This window comes from Mycobacterium sp. GA-1199, assembly GCF_001500045.1.
Lineage (GTDB): Bacteria > Actinomycetota > Actinomycetes > Mycobacteriales > Mycobacteriaceae > Mycobacterium.
This window is the reverse complement of sequence record NZ_LQIX01000053.1, coordinates 137,366-154,303: the sequence shown is the minus strand read 5'-3', so window position 1 is coordinate 154,303 and position 16,938 is coordinate 137,366. Positions and strand designations below refer to the sequence as shown.

Annotated in this window: 15 protein-coding genes; 11 read left to right on the top strand and 4 right to left on the bottom strand. The window is 67.5% G+C overall.

Translation table 11 applies throughout. The features are described 5' to 3' along the window. Window position 1: 1 nt before the first annotated feature. Window positions 2-268, bottom strand: coding sequence for a chorismate mutase (locus AU198_RS21675; protein ID WP_064350728.1), 267 nt, complete (start codon window positions 266-268; stop codon window positions 2-4). Window positions 269-502: 234 nt separating this feature from the next. On the opposite strand from AU198_RS21675, the gene pcrA reads away from it, so the two are divergent. After that, on the top strand, window positions 503-2,836 hold the full coding sequence (gene pcrA / locus AU198_RS21670) for a DNA helicase PcrA (protein WP_064350727.1): 2,334 nt from the start codon (window positions 503-505) through the stop codon (window positions 2,834-2,836). On the opposite strand, the gene AU198_RS21665 is transcribed toward pcrA, so the two are convergent. Continuing rightward, window positions 2,833-3,477 (bottom strand): hypothetical protein, encoded by a 645-nt coding sequence (locus tag AU198_RS21665; protein ID WP_231744747.1) that lies wholly within the window; start codon window positions 3,475-3,477, stop codon window positions 2,833-2,835. The genes pcrA and AU198_RS21665 overlap by 4 nt on opposite strands. 9 nt (window positions 3,478-3,486) lie before the next feature. Next, the gene (locus AU198_RS21660) at window positions 3,487-4,551 is read right to left on the bottom strand and encodes a M23 family metallopeptidase (protein WP_064350615.1); all 1,065 of its coding nucleotides are present in this window, start codon (window positions 4,549-4,551) and stop codon (window positions 3,487-3,489) included. Between the two features lie 282 nt (window positions 4,552-4,833). On the opposite strand from AU198_RS21660, the gene sucC reads away from it, so the two are divergent. The 4 genes from sucC (at window position 4,834) to modA (ending at window position 9,462) form a co-directional block, all read left to right on the top strand. After that, window positions 4,834-6,015, top strand: a complete 1,182-nt coding sequence (sucC, locus tag AU198_RS21655; protein ID WP_064350614.1) for an ADP-forming succinate--CoA ligase subunit beta — start codon at window positions 4,834-4,836, stop codon at window positions 6,013-6,015. Window positions 6,016-6,027: 12 nt separating this feature from the next. Then, window positions 6,028-6,930, top strand: coding sequence for a succinate--CoA ligase subunit alpha (gene sucD / locus AU198_RS21650; RefSeq protein ID WP_064350613.1), 903 nt, complete (start codon window positions 6,028-6,030; stop codon window positions 6,928-6,930). 231 nt (window positions 6,931-7,161) lie between these two features. Continuing rightward, window positions 7,162-8,700: an acetyl-CoA acetyltransferase gene (locus tag AU198_RS21645; protein ID WP_064350612.1), complete on the top strand. Its 1,539-nt coding sequence runs from the start codon at window positions 7,162-7,164 to the stop codon at window positions 8,698-8,700. Window positions 8,701-8,718: 18 nt separating this feature from the next. Next, a complete protein-coding gene (gene modA, locus AU198_RS21640; protein WP_064350611.1) occupies window positions 8,719-9,462 on the top strand; it encodes a molybdate ABC transporter substrate-binding protein in 744 nt (247 codons plus the stop codon). Here the strand turns inward: modA and AU198_RS21635 are convergent, their stop codons facing one another. Beyond that, the gene (locus AU198_RS21635; RefSeq protein ID WP_064350610.1) at window positions 9,463-10,311 is read right to left on the bottom strand and encodes an LLM class F420-dependent oxidoreductase; all 849 of its coding nucleotides are present in this window, start codon (window positions 10,309-10,311) and stop codon (window positions 9,463-9,465) included. A gap of 106 nt (window positions 10,312-10,417) precedes the next feature. Between AU198_RS21635 and sfnG the strand changes: the two genes are divergently transcribed. The 6 genes from sfnG to AU198_RS21605 all read left to right on the top strand — a co-directional run bounded on the left by sfnG (window position 10,418) and on the right by AU198_RS21605 (window position 16,934). Then, a complete protein-coding gene (gene sfnG, locus AU198_RS21630; RefSeq protein WP_064350609.1) occupies window positions 10,418-11,548 on the top strand; it encodes a dimethylsulfone monooxygenase SfnG in 1,131 nt (376 codons plus the stop codon). 53 nt (window positions 11,549-11,601) lie between these two features. After that, window positions 11,602-12,498, top strand: a complete 897-nt coding sequence (locus AU198_RS21625; protein WP_064350608.1) for a DUF5336 domain-containing protein — start codon at window positions 11,602-11,604, stop codon at window positions 12,496-12,498. A gap of 71 nt (window positions 12,499-12,569) precedes the next feature. After that, complete coding sequence (locus tag AU198_RS21620) at window positions 12,570-14,021, top strand: cell division protein PerM (protein WP_064350607.1); 1,452 nt, start codon at window positions 12,570-12,572, stop codon at window positions 14,019-14,021. Window positions 14,022-14,031: 10 nt separating this feature from the next. Continuing rightward, on the top strand, window positions 14,032-14,661 hold the full coding sequence (purN, locus tag AU198_RS21615; protein WP_064350606.1) for a phosphoribosylglycinamide formyltransferase: 630 nt from the start codon (window positions 14,032-14,034) through the stop codon (window positions 14,659-14,661). Beyond that, window positions 14,658-16,223, top strand: a complete 1,566-nt coding sequence (gene purH, locus AU198_RS21610; protein ID WP_064350605.1) for a bifunctional phosphoribosylaminoimidazolecarboxamide formyltransferase/IMP cyclohydrolase — start codon at window positions 14,658-14,660, stop codon at window positions 16,221-16,223. Before purN ends, purH begins: the two co-directional genes overlap by 4 nt. A gap of 51 nt (window positions 16,224-16,274) precedes the next feature. After that, a complete protein-coding gene (locus AU198_RS21605) occupies window positions 16,275-16,934 on the top strand; it encodes a hypothetical protein (RefSeq protein WP_064350725.1) in 660 nt (219 codons plus the stop codon). Window positions 16,935-16,938 lie beyond the last annotated feature (4 nt).

Here is a 16,938-nt window from a genome sequence, read left to right as displayed (position 1 = left end):
GTCACTGGTGGCCGAGGCGACCGCGGCCCAACCGCAGCAACAGCATCGCGAGGTCTTTGCCGTCGGGACCTAGTTCGCTGTAGCGCTCGATGACCTTCATCTCGCGGCTGTGCACCAGGCGGGTGCCACCGGAGGCCATCCGAGCCTGACCGATCATCTTGGACACCTCGGTGCGGCGCTTCACGGCCGCCAGAATCTCGGCGTCCAGCCGGTCGATCTCCCGGCGCAGGTCATCGATATCAGGCACAGTCTCGGTTCCGGTCGTCATCGGTTTCACCGCCTCGTCGTGTGTTCAGGTCTCGTCCTCGTCCGGTCCTCGGCCTCACACAGGAGACTCTCGCAGAAGCCGCTAGACCACGGGCACCGCGGATCGGCACCCATAGCTGAAGCGTTGTTTGCTGAGCACGGGACAAAGTGTGCCACCAAACGCTGTGCCGGCGCAAAGCTGTGCGGCGGTTCGACCGCGGGAGTGTCCCTGCACAGCGGTAAGTTCGATACCGACATGAGCGCACCGAACCTGATCGCACCGAACGGGGCCACCGAATCCGACCAACTGCTCGAAGGGCTCAACCCGCAGCAGCGTAAAGCCGTCCTGCACGAGGGCTCGCCGCTGCTCATCGTCGCAGGTGCCGGCTCCGGCAAGACCGCTGTGCTCACCCGCCGGATCGCCTATCTGCTCGCCGCCCGTGACGTCGGAGTCGGGCAGGTGCTGGCCATCACCTTCACCAACAAGGCGGCCGCCGAGATGCGCGAGCGGGTGGTGGGCCTGGTGGGGCCCCGCGCCCGCGCCATGTGGGTGTCGACGTTCCACTCCACCTGCGTGCGGATCCTGCGTAACCAGGCCTCGCTGCTGCCGGGGCTGAACTCGAACTTCTCGATCTACGACGCCGACGACTCGCGGCGCCTGCTGCTGATGATCGGCAAGGACATGGGACTGGACACCAAGCGGTACTCGCCGCGGCTGTTGTCCAACGCCATCTCCAACCACAAGAACGAATTGGTCGGCCCGGAGCAGGCGGCCGCCGAGGCCTCAGAGGCGGGCGAGGAGTTGCCCGGCATCATCGCCGAGGTCTACGCCGAGTACCAGCGCCGGCTGCGCGCGGCCAACGCGCTCGACTTCGACGACCTGATCGGCGAGACGGTCGCCGTCCTGCAGGCCTTCCCGCAGATCGCGCAGTACTACCGGCGTCGGTTCCGGCACATCCTCGTCGACGAGTACCAGGACACCAACCACGCCCAATACGTGCTGGTGCGTGAACTGGTCGGGACGGCGGCCTCGCAAGATGATCCAGCCGCGGTGCCGCCGGCCGAACTGTGCGTGGTGGGCGATGCCGACCAGTCGATCTATGCGTTCCGCGGCGCGACGATCCGCAACATCGAGGATTTCGAGCGCGATTATCCGAACGCGACAACCATTCTGCTGGAACAGAATTACCGTTCCACGCAGAACATACTGAACGCCGCGAACGCGGTGATCTCCCGCAACGCCGGCCGCCGCGAGAAGCGCCTGTGGACCGACGAGGGGGAGGGCGAGCTGATCGTCGGCTACGTCGCCGACAACGAGCACGACGAGGCGCGATTCGTCGCGCAGGAGATCGACGCGCTCGTCGACGGCGGTGGCAGCTATTCAGATGTCGCGGTGTTCTACCGCACAAACAACTCCTCGCGTGCGCTCGAAGAGGTGTTCATCCGCGCGGGCATCCCCTACAAAGTCGTTGGCGGCGTGCGATTCTACGAGCGCCGGGAGATCCGCGACATCGTCGCGTACCTGCGGGTGCTGGACAACCCCGGCGACTCGGTGAGCATGCGCCGGATCCTGAACACTCCGCGCCGCGGCATCGGCGACCGCGCCGAAGCCTGCGTCGCGGTGTACGCCGAGAACGCCGGGTGCAGCTTCAACGACGCCCTGCAGGCGGCCGCCGAGGGCAAGGTGCCGATGCTCAACAGCCGTGCGGAGAAATGCATCTCGGCGTTCGTGGAGATGCTCGACGAACTGCGCGGCCGCCTCGACGATGAACTCGGCGAACTGGTCGAGGCGGTACTCGACCGCACCGGCTACCGCGCCGAACTCGAGTCATCGAGCGATCCGCAGGATCTCGCGCGGCTGGACAACCTCAACGAGTTGGTCAGTGTCGCACACGAATTCAGCACCGACCTGGCCAACGCGCAGGCGCTCGCCGATGACGAGCAGCTCGACGAGGACATCCCCGACACCGGCGTGCTGGCTCAGTTCCTGGAACGGGTCTCACTGGTGGCCGACGCCGACGAGCTTCCCGAGCACGGCGCCGGTGTCGTCACGATGATGACGTTGCACACCGCCAAGGGCCTCGAGTTCCCGGTCGTCTTCGTGACCGGGTGGGAGGACGGCATGTTCCCGCACATGCGGGCGCTGGGCGACCCCGCCGAGCTGTCCGAGGAGCGCCGGCTGGCCTACGTCGGCATCACCCGTGCCCGGCAGCGGCTCTACCTCAGCCGAGCCAAGGTCCGCTCGTCATGGGGCCAACCGATGCTGAACCCGGAATCCCGGTTCCTCAAAGAGATTCCGCAACACCTGATCGACTGGCGGCGCACCGACCCGACACCGGCGTCGTTCAGCGCGCCCGTGAGCGGGGCGGGCCGGTTCGGCACCCCGAGACCGTCGCCGACGCGGTCGGGTGCGGGCAAGCGCCCACTGCTGGTGCTCGAGCCCGGCGACCGGGTCACGCACGACAAGTACGGGCTGGGCCGCGTGGAAGAGGTGAGCGGCGTGGGCGAGTCGGCGATGTCGCTGATCGACTTCGGCAGCTCCGGTCGGGTCAAGCTCATGCACAACCACGCGCCGGTCACCAAGCTCTAACCGGAGCGTTCCCAGCGTCCGGTGGCCGGCAGCGCGGCGAGTACGATGCTCGCCAGTGGCAGCACCGGGATCGCGTACACCACGGCGGGCAGCTTGGCCCCGGCGACGAACAGGCTGGAGAAGATCAGCAGCGCCACCATCGACCCCACCATGACCAGGAGCCGGCTCACCCAGCGGCGCAACAGAAGTCCGATCAGCCCGGCGATGAGAGCGGCCGCCGAGATCGCGGTCAGGAAACCGACCGCGACACAGAACAGTTGATCGGTGCGCCACCAGCCGGTGATCAGGTCGGTGGCGATGACGGCGGTGGCCCATCCGGTCAGGATGCTGGTCACCGCGGTGGCGATCGCGGTCTTCGGGTTGGCCGGCGGCGATCCGGCCGGGGACACGGCCACGGGCCTGGCCCGCGGGATATAACTCGTCTCCGGCGCGGGGCGGTCGGACATCTGTGTCGCGCCTCCGTCGGCCATCTGCGTGGGCGGGCCGGCGACCGGGATCGCGCCGGTCGGGTGGCGGCGGATGATATTCGTCTGGGGGTCCTGGCCGGTCGGAATCTCGCCGGAAGGGTGGCGCCGGATGATGCCCGTTTCCGCGCTCGACGGTGATTGACGCGTCAGATCGGAGTCGTCGTCGCCGGCCACGCAGCCAGACTAGTTGCCGAAAGACAGGCCGCGTTTGGCCAGCCAACCCACAGGGTCGACGCGGTCGGTGCCGTTCAGGTGCACCTCGAAGTGCAGGTGCGGCCCGGTCGAGTTGCCGGTGTTGCCCATCTTCGCGATCTGGTCACCGGCCCAGACCCGCTGACCGACCTCCACCGACCACGAGCTGAGGTGACCGTAGAGCGTCACGGTGCCGTCGGAATGCCGGAGCTTGACCATGTTGCCGTAACCGGCGTAGGGCCCGGCCGAGATGACCACGCCGTCGGAGGCGGCCAGCACCGGCGTGCCGATGGAGTTCGCGATGTCGATGCCACCGTGCAGGGCGCCCCACCGGTAACCGAAACCCGACGTCCATACGCCGGTGGTGGGCGTCACGAACATCGGCCGCTGCAGCCGGGCTTCGCGTTCTGCGCGCTCCTGGGCGAACGCGGCCGCCTTCTGGATCTCCTCGGTGTGCAGCGCCGAACTGGCCGCGGGCGTCACGGCGACCACCTGCATACCGCCCGACGTCTCGGAAAGCGGGTTGGCGATCGCGGACTGGTCGACGGCCAGGACGGTCTCCGAGGACTTCTCGTGCGCCGCATTGGCCATCGAGTACGCGCCCGCGGCGGTGGCGCCGACGGCCATCGCCGCGACCATCAGCCGGCCCTTGACGGGAACGTCCTGCTTGCGATGCGCGGGCGTGCGGCTGCCGATCCGGATGACGTCGGTCGCGTCCATGCCATCGCTGGTGTCGGTGTGGCTGTCGCGGTAGGCATGCGAACGGCGCGCGTGCCTCGCACCGGACTGGGGCCCGGTCTGGAACTCGGAGGGCACGGCGAGACGCAGCGGGACGAGGTTGTCGGTGTCGGTCAGGTCGTCGAGTTCAGGAGCACCGATGACCTGGGCTTCGCGGTCGAAAGCGCTGTTCTCGCGGAAGTCGACGTCATCGAGATCACCGAACTCGTTGAACGGAATGATGTCGGTGACTTCGGCGGGCGATTCGCTTGCACGGCGGCTGATTTGCCGATTCGTCGACGATCTGCGATGAGATCCGGACGAACGGTGCGAAGCCAACCTGGGGTGTCCTTACGTTTCGGATGCCTGTCGAGAAGCCTGTCGTGACCAAAGCGTTATCGAGACCAGAGGCACGTTAACCAACTCGCGACGACGGCTGCAAGCCGAGAGCCTATTCCGCGTGAGATTGTGATTTGTATCACTGGACCGGAGCGGTGAGATCTACCACATGACCGGTGGGCGGTGCCAACGCGTTCCAGGCGTGTGGATAAAGTTCCTCCGAGCCTTCGGCCCAACAACTCCGCAATTCGACGCGCTAGAGACAGGGACGTTCCACAGCCAATGGACCTCTTCGAATACCAGGCGAAAGAGCTCTTCGCCAAGCACAACGTGCCCACCACACCGGGTCGGGTGACCGACACCGCCGAGGACGCCAAGGCGATCGCCGAGGAGATCGGCAAGCCGGTGATGGTCAAGGCGCAGGTCAAGACCGGCGGCCGCGGTAAGGCGGGCGGCGTGAAGTACGCAGCCACCGCCGACGACGCGTTCACCCACGCCCAGAACATCCTCGGCCTCGACATCAAGGGCCACATCGTCAAGAAGCTGCTGGTCTCCGAGGCCAGCGACATCGCCGAGGAGTACTACATCTCCTTCCTGCTCGACCGCGCGAACCGCACCTACCTGGCGATGTGCTCGGTCGAAGGCGGTATGGAGATCGAAGAGGTCGCCGCCACCAAGCCGGACCGGCTGGCCAGGGTGTCCGTCGACGCGACCAAGGGCGTCGACGAAGCGTTCGCCCGCGAGATCGCCAAGAAGGGCCACCTGCCCGAGGAGGTGCTCGACGCCGCCGCGGTGACGATCGCCAAGCTCTGGGAGGTGTTCACCAAGGAGGACGCCACGCTGGTCGAGGTGAACCCGCTGGTGCGGACGCCCTCCCTCGGTGAAAACGACCGAGGTCAGATCCTGGCGCTCGACGGCAAGGTCACGCTCGACGGCAACGCCGACTTCCGCCATCCCGAGCACGCCGAGTTCGAGGACCGCGACGCCACTGATCCGCTGGAGCTCAAGGCCAAGGAGCACGACCTCAACTACGTCAAGCTCGATGGTTCGGTGGGCATCATCGGCAATGGCGCGGGCCTGGTGATGTCGACGCTGGACGTCACCGCCTACGCCGGCGAGAAGCACGGCGGCGTGAAGCCGGCCAACTTCCTCGACATCGGCGGCGGCGCCTCGGCGGAGGTGATGGCCGCGGGTCTGGACGTCATCCTCAATGACGAGCAGGTCAAGAGCGTGTTCGTGAACGTGTTCGGCGGGATCACCTCGTGTGACGCCGTCGCCAACGGCATCGTCAACGCGCTGAAGATCCTCGGTGACGAGGCCAACAAGCCGCTCGTGGTGCGTCTCGACGGCAACAACGTCGAAGAGGGCCGCCGCATCCTGGCCGAGGCCAACCACCCGCTGGTGATCCAGGCCGACACCATGGACGCCGGAGCCGACAAAGCCGCCGAGCTGGCGAACAAGTAAGGGACGCAACCCATGTCGATCTTTCTGAACAAGAACTCCAAGGTCATCGTCCAGGGCATCACCGGCGGCGAGGGCACCAAGCACACCGCGCTGATGCTCAAGGCGGGCACGCAGCTGGTCGGCGGCGTCAACTCCCGCAAGGCCGGAACGACGGTGTCGCACAAGGACTCTGACGGCAACGATGTCGAGCTGCCGGTGTTCGGCACTGTCGCCGAGGCGATGAAGGAAACCGGCGCCGACGTGTCGGTGGTATTCGTGCCGCCGAAGTTCGCCAAGGACGCGATCATCGAGGCCATCGACGCCGAGATTCCGCTGCTGGTCGTCATCACCGAGGGAATCCCGGTGCAGGACACTGCCTATGCGTGGGCGTACAACGTCGAGAAAGGGCAGAAGACCCGCATCATCGGCCCCAACTGCCCCGGCATCATCACCCCCGGCGAGGCACTGGCCGGCATCACCCCGGCCAACATCACCGGTCCGGGTCCGGTCGGCTTGGTGTCCAAGTCCGGGACGCTGACCTATCAGATGATGTTCGAACTGCGCGATTTCGGGTTCTCGACCGCGATCGGCATCGGTGGCGACCCCGTCATCGGCACCACGCACATCGACGCGATCGAGGCGTTCGAGAAGGATCCCGACACCAAGGTCATCGTGATGATCGGTGAGATCGGCGGTGACGCCGAGGAGCGCGCCGCCGATTACATCAAGGAGAACGTCAGCAAGCCGGTCGTCGGCTACGTCGCGGGGTTCACCGCGCCGGAGGGTAAGACGATGGGCCACGCCGGCGCCATCGTGTCGGGTTCCTCGGGCACCGCCGCCGCGAAAAAGGAGGCGCTGGAGGCCGCGGGCGTGAAGGTCGGCAAGACCCCGTCGGAGACCGCGAACCTGGCCCGGGAGATCCTGCAGAGCCTCTAGAGAGCCACTAGGGGAGAGCCTCTCGGGGCCCTTCCCCGTTGCGCGAGCGACCGCGTCTGCACGCCGACACGCCGCTGTTCGCCGTGCAAAAGCGGTCGCTCGCGGCTTGTGGGTGGGCCCACGCGGGACTTGTGGGTGGGCGCTCGCGGGGTGTGAAGCATGCCGCAGGATTAGGAACGCGTTCCAGTCCTCGATTAGCCTGACGAATTAACAGTCGTCAGGAGGTCTGTAATGGTCGATTCCCGGACCCCGGTCATCGTCGGCGTCGGACAATTCACCGAGCGCATCGACGATCCCGGCTATCGGGGCATGTCGGCGGTCGAACTCGCGACCGAGGCGGTGCGGGCCGCGCTTGCCGACACCGGGCTCGACCCCGCTACGGCCGCCAAGGCCATCGAGACCGTCTACGCCCTGCGCCAGTTCGAGATCTCCGGACCGATGCCCGCGACACTGGGCAAGTCCAACAACTACCCGCGCTCGGTGATGGGGCGCGTCGGTGGCGATCCCGCACGGGTCGTGCTCGAACCGGTCGGCGGGCAGGGGCCACAGAAGCTCGTCACCGAGGCGGGCAACGCCATCGCGGCGGGTGAGTTCGACGTGGCGATGGTGATCGGTTCGGAACCGGGTTCGACGGCGCGCTACTGGCGCCGTGCCGCCGAACAGGGACAGCCCACGCCCGACTTCACCGAACACGTCGAGGGCCAGCTCGAGGACCGCGGACACCAGATCCACAGATACTTCACCGAGTACACGGCATCGCACGGACTGACCGGCGCCGCAGTGCAGTACGGACTGCTGGACAATGCGCGCCGCAGCCGGTCGGGACTCGGCGTTGCCGAATATCGCAGGCAGATGGCCGAGCTGTTCGCACCGCTGTCCAAAGTCGCTGCAAAGAACCCGTTTTCGTCATCACCGGTCGAACGGTCGGTGCAGGATATCCTCACCGTCACCGACGACAACCGGATGATCTGTGACCCCTACCCTCGCCTGCTGGTGGCGCGCGATCAGGTCAACCAGGGCGCCGCCGCGATCATGATGTCAGTGGCGGCCGCACGCCGACTCGGTGTTCCCGAGGAGAAATGGGTGTACCAGCACGGGCATTCGGACATCACCGAGCAGGATCTGCTGGACCGCGTCGACCTCGGCGCCAGCCCCGCGACCGTGCACGCCGTGAACGAAGCCCTGCGGGTGGCGCAGATCGGTGTCGACGACATCGCCACCTTCGACCTGTACAGCTGCTTCCCCTTCCCGGTGTTCGTCGCCTGTGAGGCGCTGGGCATCGACGGCGACGACCCGCGGGGCCTGACGGTGACCGGCGGCCTTCCGTATTTCGGCGGCCCCGGTAACAGCTACTCGCTGCACGCCATCGCCGAGACCGTCACCCAAATGCGCGACCAGCCCGGATGTTTCGGCTTCGTGGGCGCCAACGGCGGCACGATGAGCAAATACTCCGTCGGCATCTATTCGACGCTGCCTACCGACTGGCGGACGAACAACAGCGAGAACCTCGACGCGGACGTCGCGGCATTGCCGACGGTCCCGGTGACCGAGCGGCCGGAAGGTCGCGCGACTATCGAGACCTACTCTGTGCGCTACGACTGGCCGGTCCGCACCGGGATCATCGTCGGCAGACTCGATTCAGACAACTCGCGGTTCCTGGCCATCTCCGAGGAGGAGGATCTCGTCGCGTTGATGTCGGACGGCGATCCGCTGGGCGCGGCGATCACAGTGCGTCCGACGGAGAAGATCAACCGCGCCGGCCTGGCCTGACCACAGGGAGGAGCAGTCGTGAGGCCTCTCTCGCTTCTGGCCGCACTGCTGCTGATCCTGGCCACCGGATGCGGACAAGGGCCGCAGCGCGATTCGCTCATGGTGTTCGCCGCGGCGTCATTGAACAGGGTATTCACCGAGATTGGTACGCAGTTCGAGAAAGACCACCCCGGCACTCGGGTGGAGTTCTCCTTCGCCGGTTCTGCCGACCTCGCCACGCAGTTGATGCAGGGGGCGCGGGCCGATGTGTTCGCCTCTGCCGACACGGTGAACATGGACAAGGTCGCAGACGCCGGACTGCTCGCCGGTGACCCGGTGGACTTCGCGTCCAACACCTTGGTCATCGTGGTATCGCCGGGAAATCCCAAGGAGGTCAAGACGATAGGCGATCTCGCCCGACCCGGGATCACCGTCGTGGTGTGTGCCCCTGCGGTCCCGTGCGGGGCGGCGTCACGGAAGGTGGAGCAGGCCGCGGGCGTCGCTCTCAACCCGGTCAGCGAGGAGTCGTCGGTCACCGATGTGCTGAACAAGGTGACCAGCGGTCAGGCCGACGCCGGAATCGTCTATGTGACCGACGCCCGCGACGCCGGGATGCGCGTCACCACGGTGCCCCTAGCTGAAGCCGCCGACGTGGTCAACGTCTATCCGATTGCGACGCTGTCCGATTCGTCGCAGCAGGACCTCGCCCGAGCCTTCGTCGATGCGGTGACCGGCGACGCGGGACAACGGGTGCTCGGCGCCGCGGGCTTCGGTGAACCCTGATCAGACCAGGGCGGCCAGCTTGCCTGCCAGCCGTTCGACGTACGCGGCGACATCGCCGGGGGACTTGTCGGGAAGCCCGAAAAGCACTTCGGTGACACCGAGATCGGCCCAGCGGGCGAGCTTTTCGGGGTCGGGCTTGAAGTCGAGGGCGACGATCTGCGGTGCTCCGTCGCGGCCGGCGGCCGCCCACGTGTCCTGCAGCAGCCTGACCGGTTCGTCGATGTCGAAGTCGCGCGGTGTGGTGATCCAGCCGTCGGCGGACCGGGCGATCCACTTGAAGTTCTTCTCGGTTCCTGCCGCCCCGACGAGGACGGGGATGTGCGGTTGGATCGGTTTGGGCCACGCCCAGCTGGGGCCGAAGTTGACGAACTCGCCCTCGTACGAGGCTTCCTCCTGCGTCCACAACGCCCGCATCGCCTCGAGGTATTCGCGCAGCATCGTGCGTCGCCGACCGGGCGGCACATTGTGGTCGGCGAGCTCGTCGGTGTTCCAGCCGAACCCGACCCCGAGGCTCACTCGCCCACCGGAGAGGTGGTCGAGCGTGGCAATCGACTTCGCCAGCGTGATCGGGTCGTGTTCCACCGGCAGCGCGACGGCCGTAGACAACCGAACCCGCGAAGTCACCGCGGCCGCGGTGCCGAGGCTGACCCAGGGATCGAGCGTGCGCATGTAGCGGTCGTCGGGCAGCGACTCGTCGCCCGTCGTCGGATGGGCCGCTTGGCGCTTGATCGGGATGTGGGTGTGTTCGGGCACGTAGAACGTGGTGAAGTCGTGGTCGTCGGCGAGCTTGGCGGCCGCTGCCGGGGTGATCCCACGATCGCTGGTGAACAGTACGAGCCCGTAATCCATGCCCAGAATTAGAACGTGTTTCAGTCTGGGGGGCAAGCACGGGGATTTCCCTCACCGCGAGCGATACCGGCGACGTGCAAGCCGGTCACTGTTGTCATGTCAGACCATGACGACCGAACGCATCGCCGACCATGTGAAGTTCGCCTACTGGGTGCCCAACGTCAGTGGTGGCTTGGTGACCAGCGACATCGAGCAGCGCACCGACTGGAACTACGACTACAACGCCAAGCTGGCCAGGACCGCCGAGAACAACGGGTTCGAGTACGCGCTGAGCCAGGTGCGCTATGAGGCCAGCTACGGCGCCGAGTATCAGCACGAATCCACCAGCTTCAGCCTGGCGCTGCTGCTGGCCACCCAGAAACTGAAGGTGATCGCCGCGGTGCATCCGGGGCTGTGGCAGCCCGCGGTGCTGGCCAAGCTCGGCGCGACCGCCGACCAGCTGTCCAACGGCCGGTTCGCGGTCAACGTGGTGTCGGGCTGGTTCAAAGACGAGTTCACCCATCTCGGTGAGCCGTGGCTCGAACACGACGAACGCTACCGGCGCAGCGCGGAGTTCCTGCAGGTGCTGCGCAAGATCTGGACCGAGGACGACGTCGATTTCCGGGGCGACTTCTACCGCATCCACGACTTCACGCTCAAACCCAAACCGCTCAACACCCCCGAGCGGCCCAATCCGGAACTGTTCCAGGGCGGTAACTCCACGGCCGCGAGGCGCAACGGCGGCCTCTTTGCGGACTGGTACTTCTCCAACGGCAAGGACTTCGACGGCGTGACCGAGCAGATCGTCGACGTCCGCGAGCACGCCCGCACGGTCGGCCGCGAGGTGCGGTTCGGGCTCAACGGTTTCATCATCGCCCGGGACACCGAGAAGGAAGCGAAGGAGACGCTGCGGGAAATCGTCGCCAAGGCCAACAAACCCGCCGTGGAGGGATTTCGCGCCGCGGTCCAACAGGCCGGCAACTCGACCGCGGACAAGCGTGGCATGTGGGCAGATTCCACGTTCGAGGACCTGGTGCAGTACAACGACGGCTTCCGCACTCAGCTGATCGGCACACCCGAGCAGATCGCCGAACGCATTGCGGCCTATCGCAAACGCGGAGTCGATCTGATCCTCGGAGGCTTTTTGCACTTCCAGGAGGAAATCGAATACTTCGGCGCGAAGGTGTTGCCGCTGGTCCGCGAGATCGAACAGGCCGAACAGGACACTGTGGGCGAACCGGTGCTGGTCTCTGCCTGAGCCGCCGTGCGCTAGCGTGGTTTTTCAAAGCCCGCCCGAGCACAGGAGAGGCCATGTCGTACCCCCAAGGACCACCCGGTAGCCCGGGATACCCGCAAGCGCAGCAGCCGACCACCCAGTTCTCCGCGCCGACGCAGCAGTTCGGCAGGTCGCAGGAGAGCTCATCGTCGGCGTCCGACGTCGCGAGCAAGCTGCCGATGTACCTGGCCGTCGCCGTGGCGCTGCTGGGGCTGGCGGTGTACCTGGCGAGCTTTGCGCCGTTGTTCACCATCTCCGCGTCGGATTTCCCGGGGCTGGGCAGCATCAGCGGAAGCTCGTTCGGTTTGGTGCTCGCCGTCGCGGCGTCACTCGTCGCGGGACTGCTCGCCGCAACGGCGCTCCTGCCCCGGCAGGGCGTCCACACCTCGGTGTACGCGGTGCTGGCGGTCGCGGCGTTCCTCCTCGTCATCGCCGAGGTGATCAACCGGCCCAGCGGGGCCGCGATCGATTGGGGCCTGTACCTGATCATCGCGTTCTCGCTGTTCCAGGCGATCGTCGCGGTGGCGGCGCTGTTGTTCGAGTCGGGCATCATCACACCGCCGGCGCCGCGTCCGAAGTACGACCAGTCCTACGGACATCAGCAGTACGGCGCACCGAGCCCGTACTACGGACAGCAGGGCCAGCCGCAGCACGGCGGACCGCAGCAGCGGCCGGGATATCCGTCGACGTACCCGGGTGGCTATCCGGGCGGCCCGTCGACCGGCGGCTACCCCGGAGCCCCGCAGCAGGGCCACCCACAGGGGCAACACAGTCAGCAGGGTCAACAGGGTCAGCAGGGTCCGCCGACACCGCCGACCGGGTTCCCCGCGTACGGTCAGCCGCCGTCGTCGTCTTCGCAGGCGTCGGAGGCGACGACTCAGGCTCCCCAACAACCGTCGTCTTCCTCGCAGTCGGGTCCGCCGCCTTCCTGAGGTGAGCCAGTAGTCTGAGCCGCGCGTGCGTCACCGCCGCACGGCAGCCTGACACAGGAGCGGCTCAACCAGTGGATCAACGGCCAGTCGGCGCACGCCAGGCGCGTGAGCTGCTTCGGGTCGCGTTCGGGCCGTCGTTGGTGGCGCTTGTCGTCATCGCGGCGATCGTGTTGCTGCAACTGTTGATCGCCAACAGCGACATGACCGGCGCGCTCGGGGCCATCGCGAGCATGTGGCTCGGCGTGCACCTGGTGCCCGTGTCCATCGGCGGCGCCGAGCTCGGTGTGATGCCGCTGATGCCCGCACTGGCGATGGTGTGGGGCACGGCCCGCACGACCGCCGCGGCGACCGGCCCGAACGCCTCGTGGTTCGTGACGCGCTGGGTGGTGGCCTCGGCGTTGGGCGGGCCGCTGCTGATCGCAGCGATCGCGCTGGCCGTCGTGCACGACGCCGCTTCGGTGCTCACCGAACTGCAGACACCGCACGCGTTGCGCGCCTTCGGCGGGGTGCTGGCCGTGCACGCGATCGGTGCGGCGGCGGGCGTCGGGTCCCGGGTCGGCACGCGGCTGATGGCTCCGACCTCGCTGCGGACTTCGCTGCCCGCCTGGCTGCCGGATGCGTTGCGCGCCGCGGTCGCGGGTGTGCTCGCGCTCGTCGGCCTGTCGGGTGTGGTGATGGCCGGTTCGCTGATCGTGCACTGGTCGACGATGGACGAGCTCTACTCGATCACCGACTCGATGTTCGGACAGTTCAGCCTGACCGTGCTGTCGGTGCTGTACATCCCGAACGTGCTGGTCGGGACGGCCGCGGTGGCCGTCGGCTCCAGTGCGCACGTCGGCCTCGCCACCTTCAGCTCCTTCACGGTGTTCGGCGGCGACATTCCGGCGCTTCCGGTGCTGGCGGCGGTGCCCTCGCCGCCGCTGGGCCCGGTGTGGGTGGCGTTGCTCATCGTCGCGGCGGCGTCGGCGGTGGCGGTCGGGCAGCAGTGCGCACGGCGTCCGCTTCCGCTGGGCCCGGCGTTGGGCAAGTTGATCGTCGCGTCGGCGCTGGCGGCGCTCACCATGGCGCTACTCGGCTATGCCGGCGGTGGGCGGCTGGGCAACTTCGGCGACGTCGGCGTCGACCAGACGACGTTCGGGCCCGCGGTGTTCTTGTGGTTCGCCGGAATCGGAGCGTTGACGGTGGTGATGGCCGGCGGTATCGCCCGCAGGCCGCGCGCGCCCAAGGCGGTCGTCGACCCCGACTCCGACGTCGTCCCTGACGCGGAGGCCGAGGCGGAGGCAGATAGGGCACCCGAACCCGAACCCGAACCCGAGCCGGAATCCGACGACGTCGAACCGGAACTCGCCACCGAGGTCGTCGGCGATGAACCCTTCGAAGCCGAAACCACGGATAGCGCGGGCACCGAAGCCGACCAGGTCGAGGCCCCCGCCGACCTGCCGAACGACGCCGCGAACGACGTCGTCGAGGACCCCGAAGAGCACTTCATGGCGGACGACGACGGCCCGCCCGGCACCCATTAGGCTGCCAGGCGTGCAGCAACCCCTCCGCGTACCGCCGAAGGTTCCTGCACGGGTCGTTGTGCTGGCGTCGGGGACCGGGTCGCTGCTGCAGTCGCTGCTGGACGCCACCGCGGGCGACTATCCCGCATCGATCGTCGCCGTCGGTGTGGACCGCGACTGCGCCGCCGTCGACATCGCCGCGGCCGCGTCGGTTCCGTCCTTCACCGTGCGCCTGCGCGACTACCCGGACCGGGCTGCGTGGGACGCCGCGATCACCGAAGCCACTGCCGCTTACGAGCCCGACCTGATCGTCTCGGCTGGCTTCATGAAAATCCTTGGGCCGCACTTTCTTTCGCGTTTCATGGGCCACATCATCAACACGCATCCGGCGCTGCTGCCCGCCTTTCCGGGCGCGCATGCGGTCGCCGATGCGCTTGCGTACGGCGTGAAGGTGACCGGGTGCAGCGTTCATCTGGTCGATGCGGGAACCGACACGGGGCCGGTGTTGGCCCAGGAGGCGGTGCCCATCCTCGAGGACGACGACGAGGCGACGCTGCACGAGCGGATCAAAGTCGTCGAACGACGGCTTCTGGCCGAAGTACTGGCCGCGGTGGCTGTCCGCGGTGTGACCTGGACGGGACGAAAGGCGACATTGGGATGACCGAGGGCAAGCGGCCGATTACGCGGGCGTTGATCAGCGTCTACGACAAGACCGGCCTCGCCGAGCTGGCGCGCGGGCTGCACGAGGCCGGGGTCAGCATCGTCTCCACCGGATCGACCGCGAAAACCATTGCCGCCGCCGGTGTTCCGGTGACACCCGTGGAGGAGGTCACCGGCTTTCCCGAGGTGCTCGACGGTCGAGTCAAAACCCTGCACCCGCGTGTGCACGCCGGACTGCTCGCCGATCAGCGCAAGCCCGAACACGTCTCGGCGCTGAGCGAACTCGGTGTCGAGGCCTTCGAACTCGTCGTGGTCAACCTGTACCCCTTCGCCGAGACCGTCGCCTCCGGCGCGAGCATCGACGAATGCGTCGAGCAGATCGACATCGGCGGTCCGTCGATGGTCCGGGCCGCCGCCAAGAACCACCCCAGCGTCGCGGTGGTGGTCGACCCGCTGGGCTACGACGGTGTGCTCGCCGCGGTGCGGTCCGGCGGGTTCACCCTGGCCGAGCGAAAGATCCTGGCGTCTCTGGCATTTCGGCACACGGCCGAATACGACGTCGCCGTTGCCTCCTGGATGGGTGCCGCCCTCGCGCCGGAGGAGCCGGCTCAGAAGCTGCCCGCGTGGGTGGGTGGCACGTGGCGGCGCAGCGCCGTCTTGCGCTACGGCGAGAACCCCCACCAGCAGGCCGCGCTCTACCGCGACGACGCCGGGTGGCCCGGCCTGGCGCAGGCCGAGCAGCTGCACGGCAAGGAGATGTCCTACAACAACTACACAGACGCCGACGCGGCCTGGCGGGCCGCCTTCGACCACCCCGAGATCTGTGTGGCGATCATCAAGCACGCCAACCCGTGCGGTATCGCGATCTCGTCGCGGTCGGTGGCCGATGCGCACCGCAAGGCCCACGAATGCGATCCGCTGTCGGCGTTCGGCGGAGTGATCGCGGCCAACACCGCGGTGTCGGTCGAGATGGCCGAAACCGTCGCCGACATCTTCACCGAGGTGATCATCGCGCCCGCCTATGAGGCCGGCGCGGTGGAGGTGCTCACCCGGAAGAAGAACATCCGCGTGCTGGTGGCGTCCGAACCGCAGCCGGGGGGTACCGAGTTCCGCCAGGTCAGCGGCGGCCTGCTGGTACAGCAGCGCGACGAGTTCACCGCCGGCGGCGACGACCCGCTCAATTGGACGCTGGCCACCGGCGAGCCCGCCGATCCGGCGACGCTGGCGGACCTGAAGTTCGCATGGCGGGTGTGCCGGGCGGTCAAGTCGAACGCGATCGTCGTCGCCGCGGACGGCGCCACCGTCGGTGTCGGTATGGGCCAGGTGAACCGCGTCGACGCGGCCCGGCTCGCGGTGCAGCGGGCCGGCGACCGGGTGCGCGGCGCGGTCGCCGCCTCCGATGCGTTCTTCCCGTTCCCCGACGGACTGGAGGTCCTGACCGAAGGCGGTGTGAAGGCGATCGTCCACCCGGGCGGTTCCGTTCGCGACGAGCAGGTGACAGAAGCCGCTGCCAGAGCGGGTATCTCGCTCTACCTCACCGGTGCGCGTCACTTCGCGCACTGATGTCCGGTTGATCTCCGCCGCGCACGGCGGGAGGTGATTATGTTGCAGAGAATGGTCACTGCGTCGCGTGCCGCCATCGCCCTGCTGCTGGCGACGGTTGCGCTGGTCTCCTGTACGCGGATCGTCGACGACGCGCGCGCCGTCGCGGGTGACGATCTGTCGGCGGCGGACGATTCCGGCGGGCTCGACTCGTCGCAGTGCGAGGTCGTCGACGACCCTTTGACGACCATCCCGGCCAAGAACGACAACGAGCCCGTGATGAGGATCCCGACGCCGCCGGGATGGGAGCGGACCACGATGATGGATTCGGAGCTGATCCGATTCGCCATGCGCAACGGCGATCTGACGGCGCAGGGGTTCACGCCGAACGTCGTGGTGACGCTCGAGAGCGCGCCGGGCGTGCAGGATGCCGGCCTGATATTCGCCAACATGCGCGACGCGCTCGAATCGGGCATCGGCGCCACGGACGTGCGTGAGAGCGAGCGCGCGCTGTGTGGGGTGCCCGCCAGGACGTTCGACTACCAGATGCCGGCGATGGGGAACGTCGCGCCGCACCCGGCCGTCGCGCTCGGCGCGGTGATGCGTACCGAGGGCCGGACTTTCGCGGTCAGCGTGACCGTCCAGACCCTGGTCCCCGAGGACCCGACATATCAGCGCGACAGCGAGGCGATCCTCGACGGGTTCCAACTTCTGCCTCCTTCGGAGGGCTGAGTGG

Bases quoted from the DNA above. Each gene is read 5' to 3' on its own strand.
- sucD (WP_064350613.1), top strand. From the start codon at position 6,028: ATGTCGATCTTTCTGAACAAGAACTCCAAGGTCATCGTCCAGGGCATC.
- purH (WP_064350605.1), top strand. From the start codon at position 14,658: ATGACCGAGGGCAAGCGGCCGATTACGCGGGCGTTGATCAGCGTCTAC.
- sucC (WP_064350614.1), top strand. From the start codon at position 4,834: ATGGACCTCTTCGAATACCAGGCGAAAGAGCTCTTCGCCAAGCACAAC.
- AU198_RS21635 (WP_064350610.1), bottom strand. From the start codon at position 10,311: ATGGATTACGGGCTCGTACTGTTCACCAGCGATCGTGGGATCACCCCG.
- AU198_RS21605 (WP_064350725.1), top strand. From the start codon at position 16,275: ATGGTCACTGCGTCGCGTGCCGCCATCGCCCTGCTGCTGGCGACGGTT.
- sfnG (WP_064350609.1), top strand. From the start codon at position 10,418: ATGACGACCGAACGCATCGCCGACCATGTGAAGTTCGCCTACTGGGTG.
- AU198_RS21645 (WP_064350612.1), top strand. From the start codon at position 7,162: ATGGTCGATTCCCGGACCCCGGTCATCGTCGGCGTCGGACAATTCACC.
- AU198_RS21625 (WP_064350608.1), top strand. From the start codon at position 11,602: ATGTCGTACCCCCAAGGACCACCCGGTAGCCCGGGATACCCGCAAGCG.
- AU198_RS21675 (WP_064350728.1), bottom strand. From the start codon at position 268: ATGACGACCGGAACCGAGACTGTGCCTGATATCGATGACCTGCGCCGG.
- pcrA (WP_064350727.1), top strand. From the start codon at position 503: ATGAGCGCACCGAACCTGATCGCACCGAACGGGGCCACCGAATCCGAC.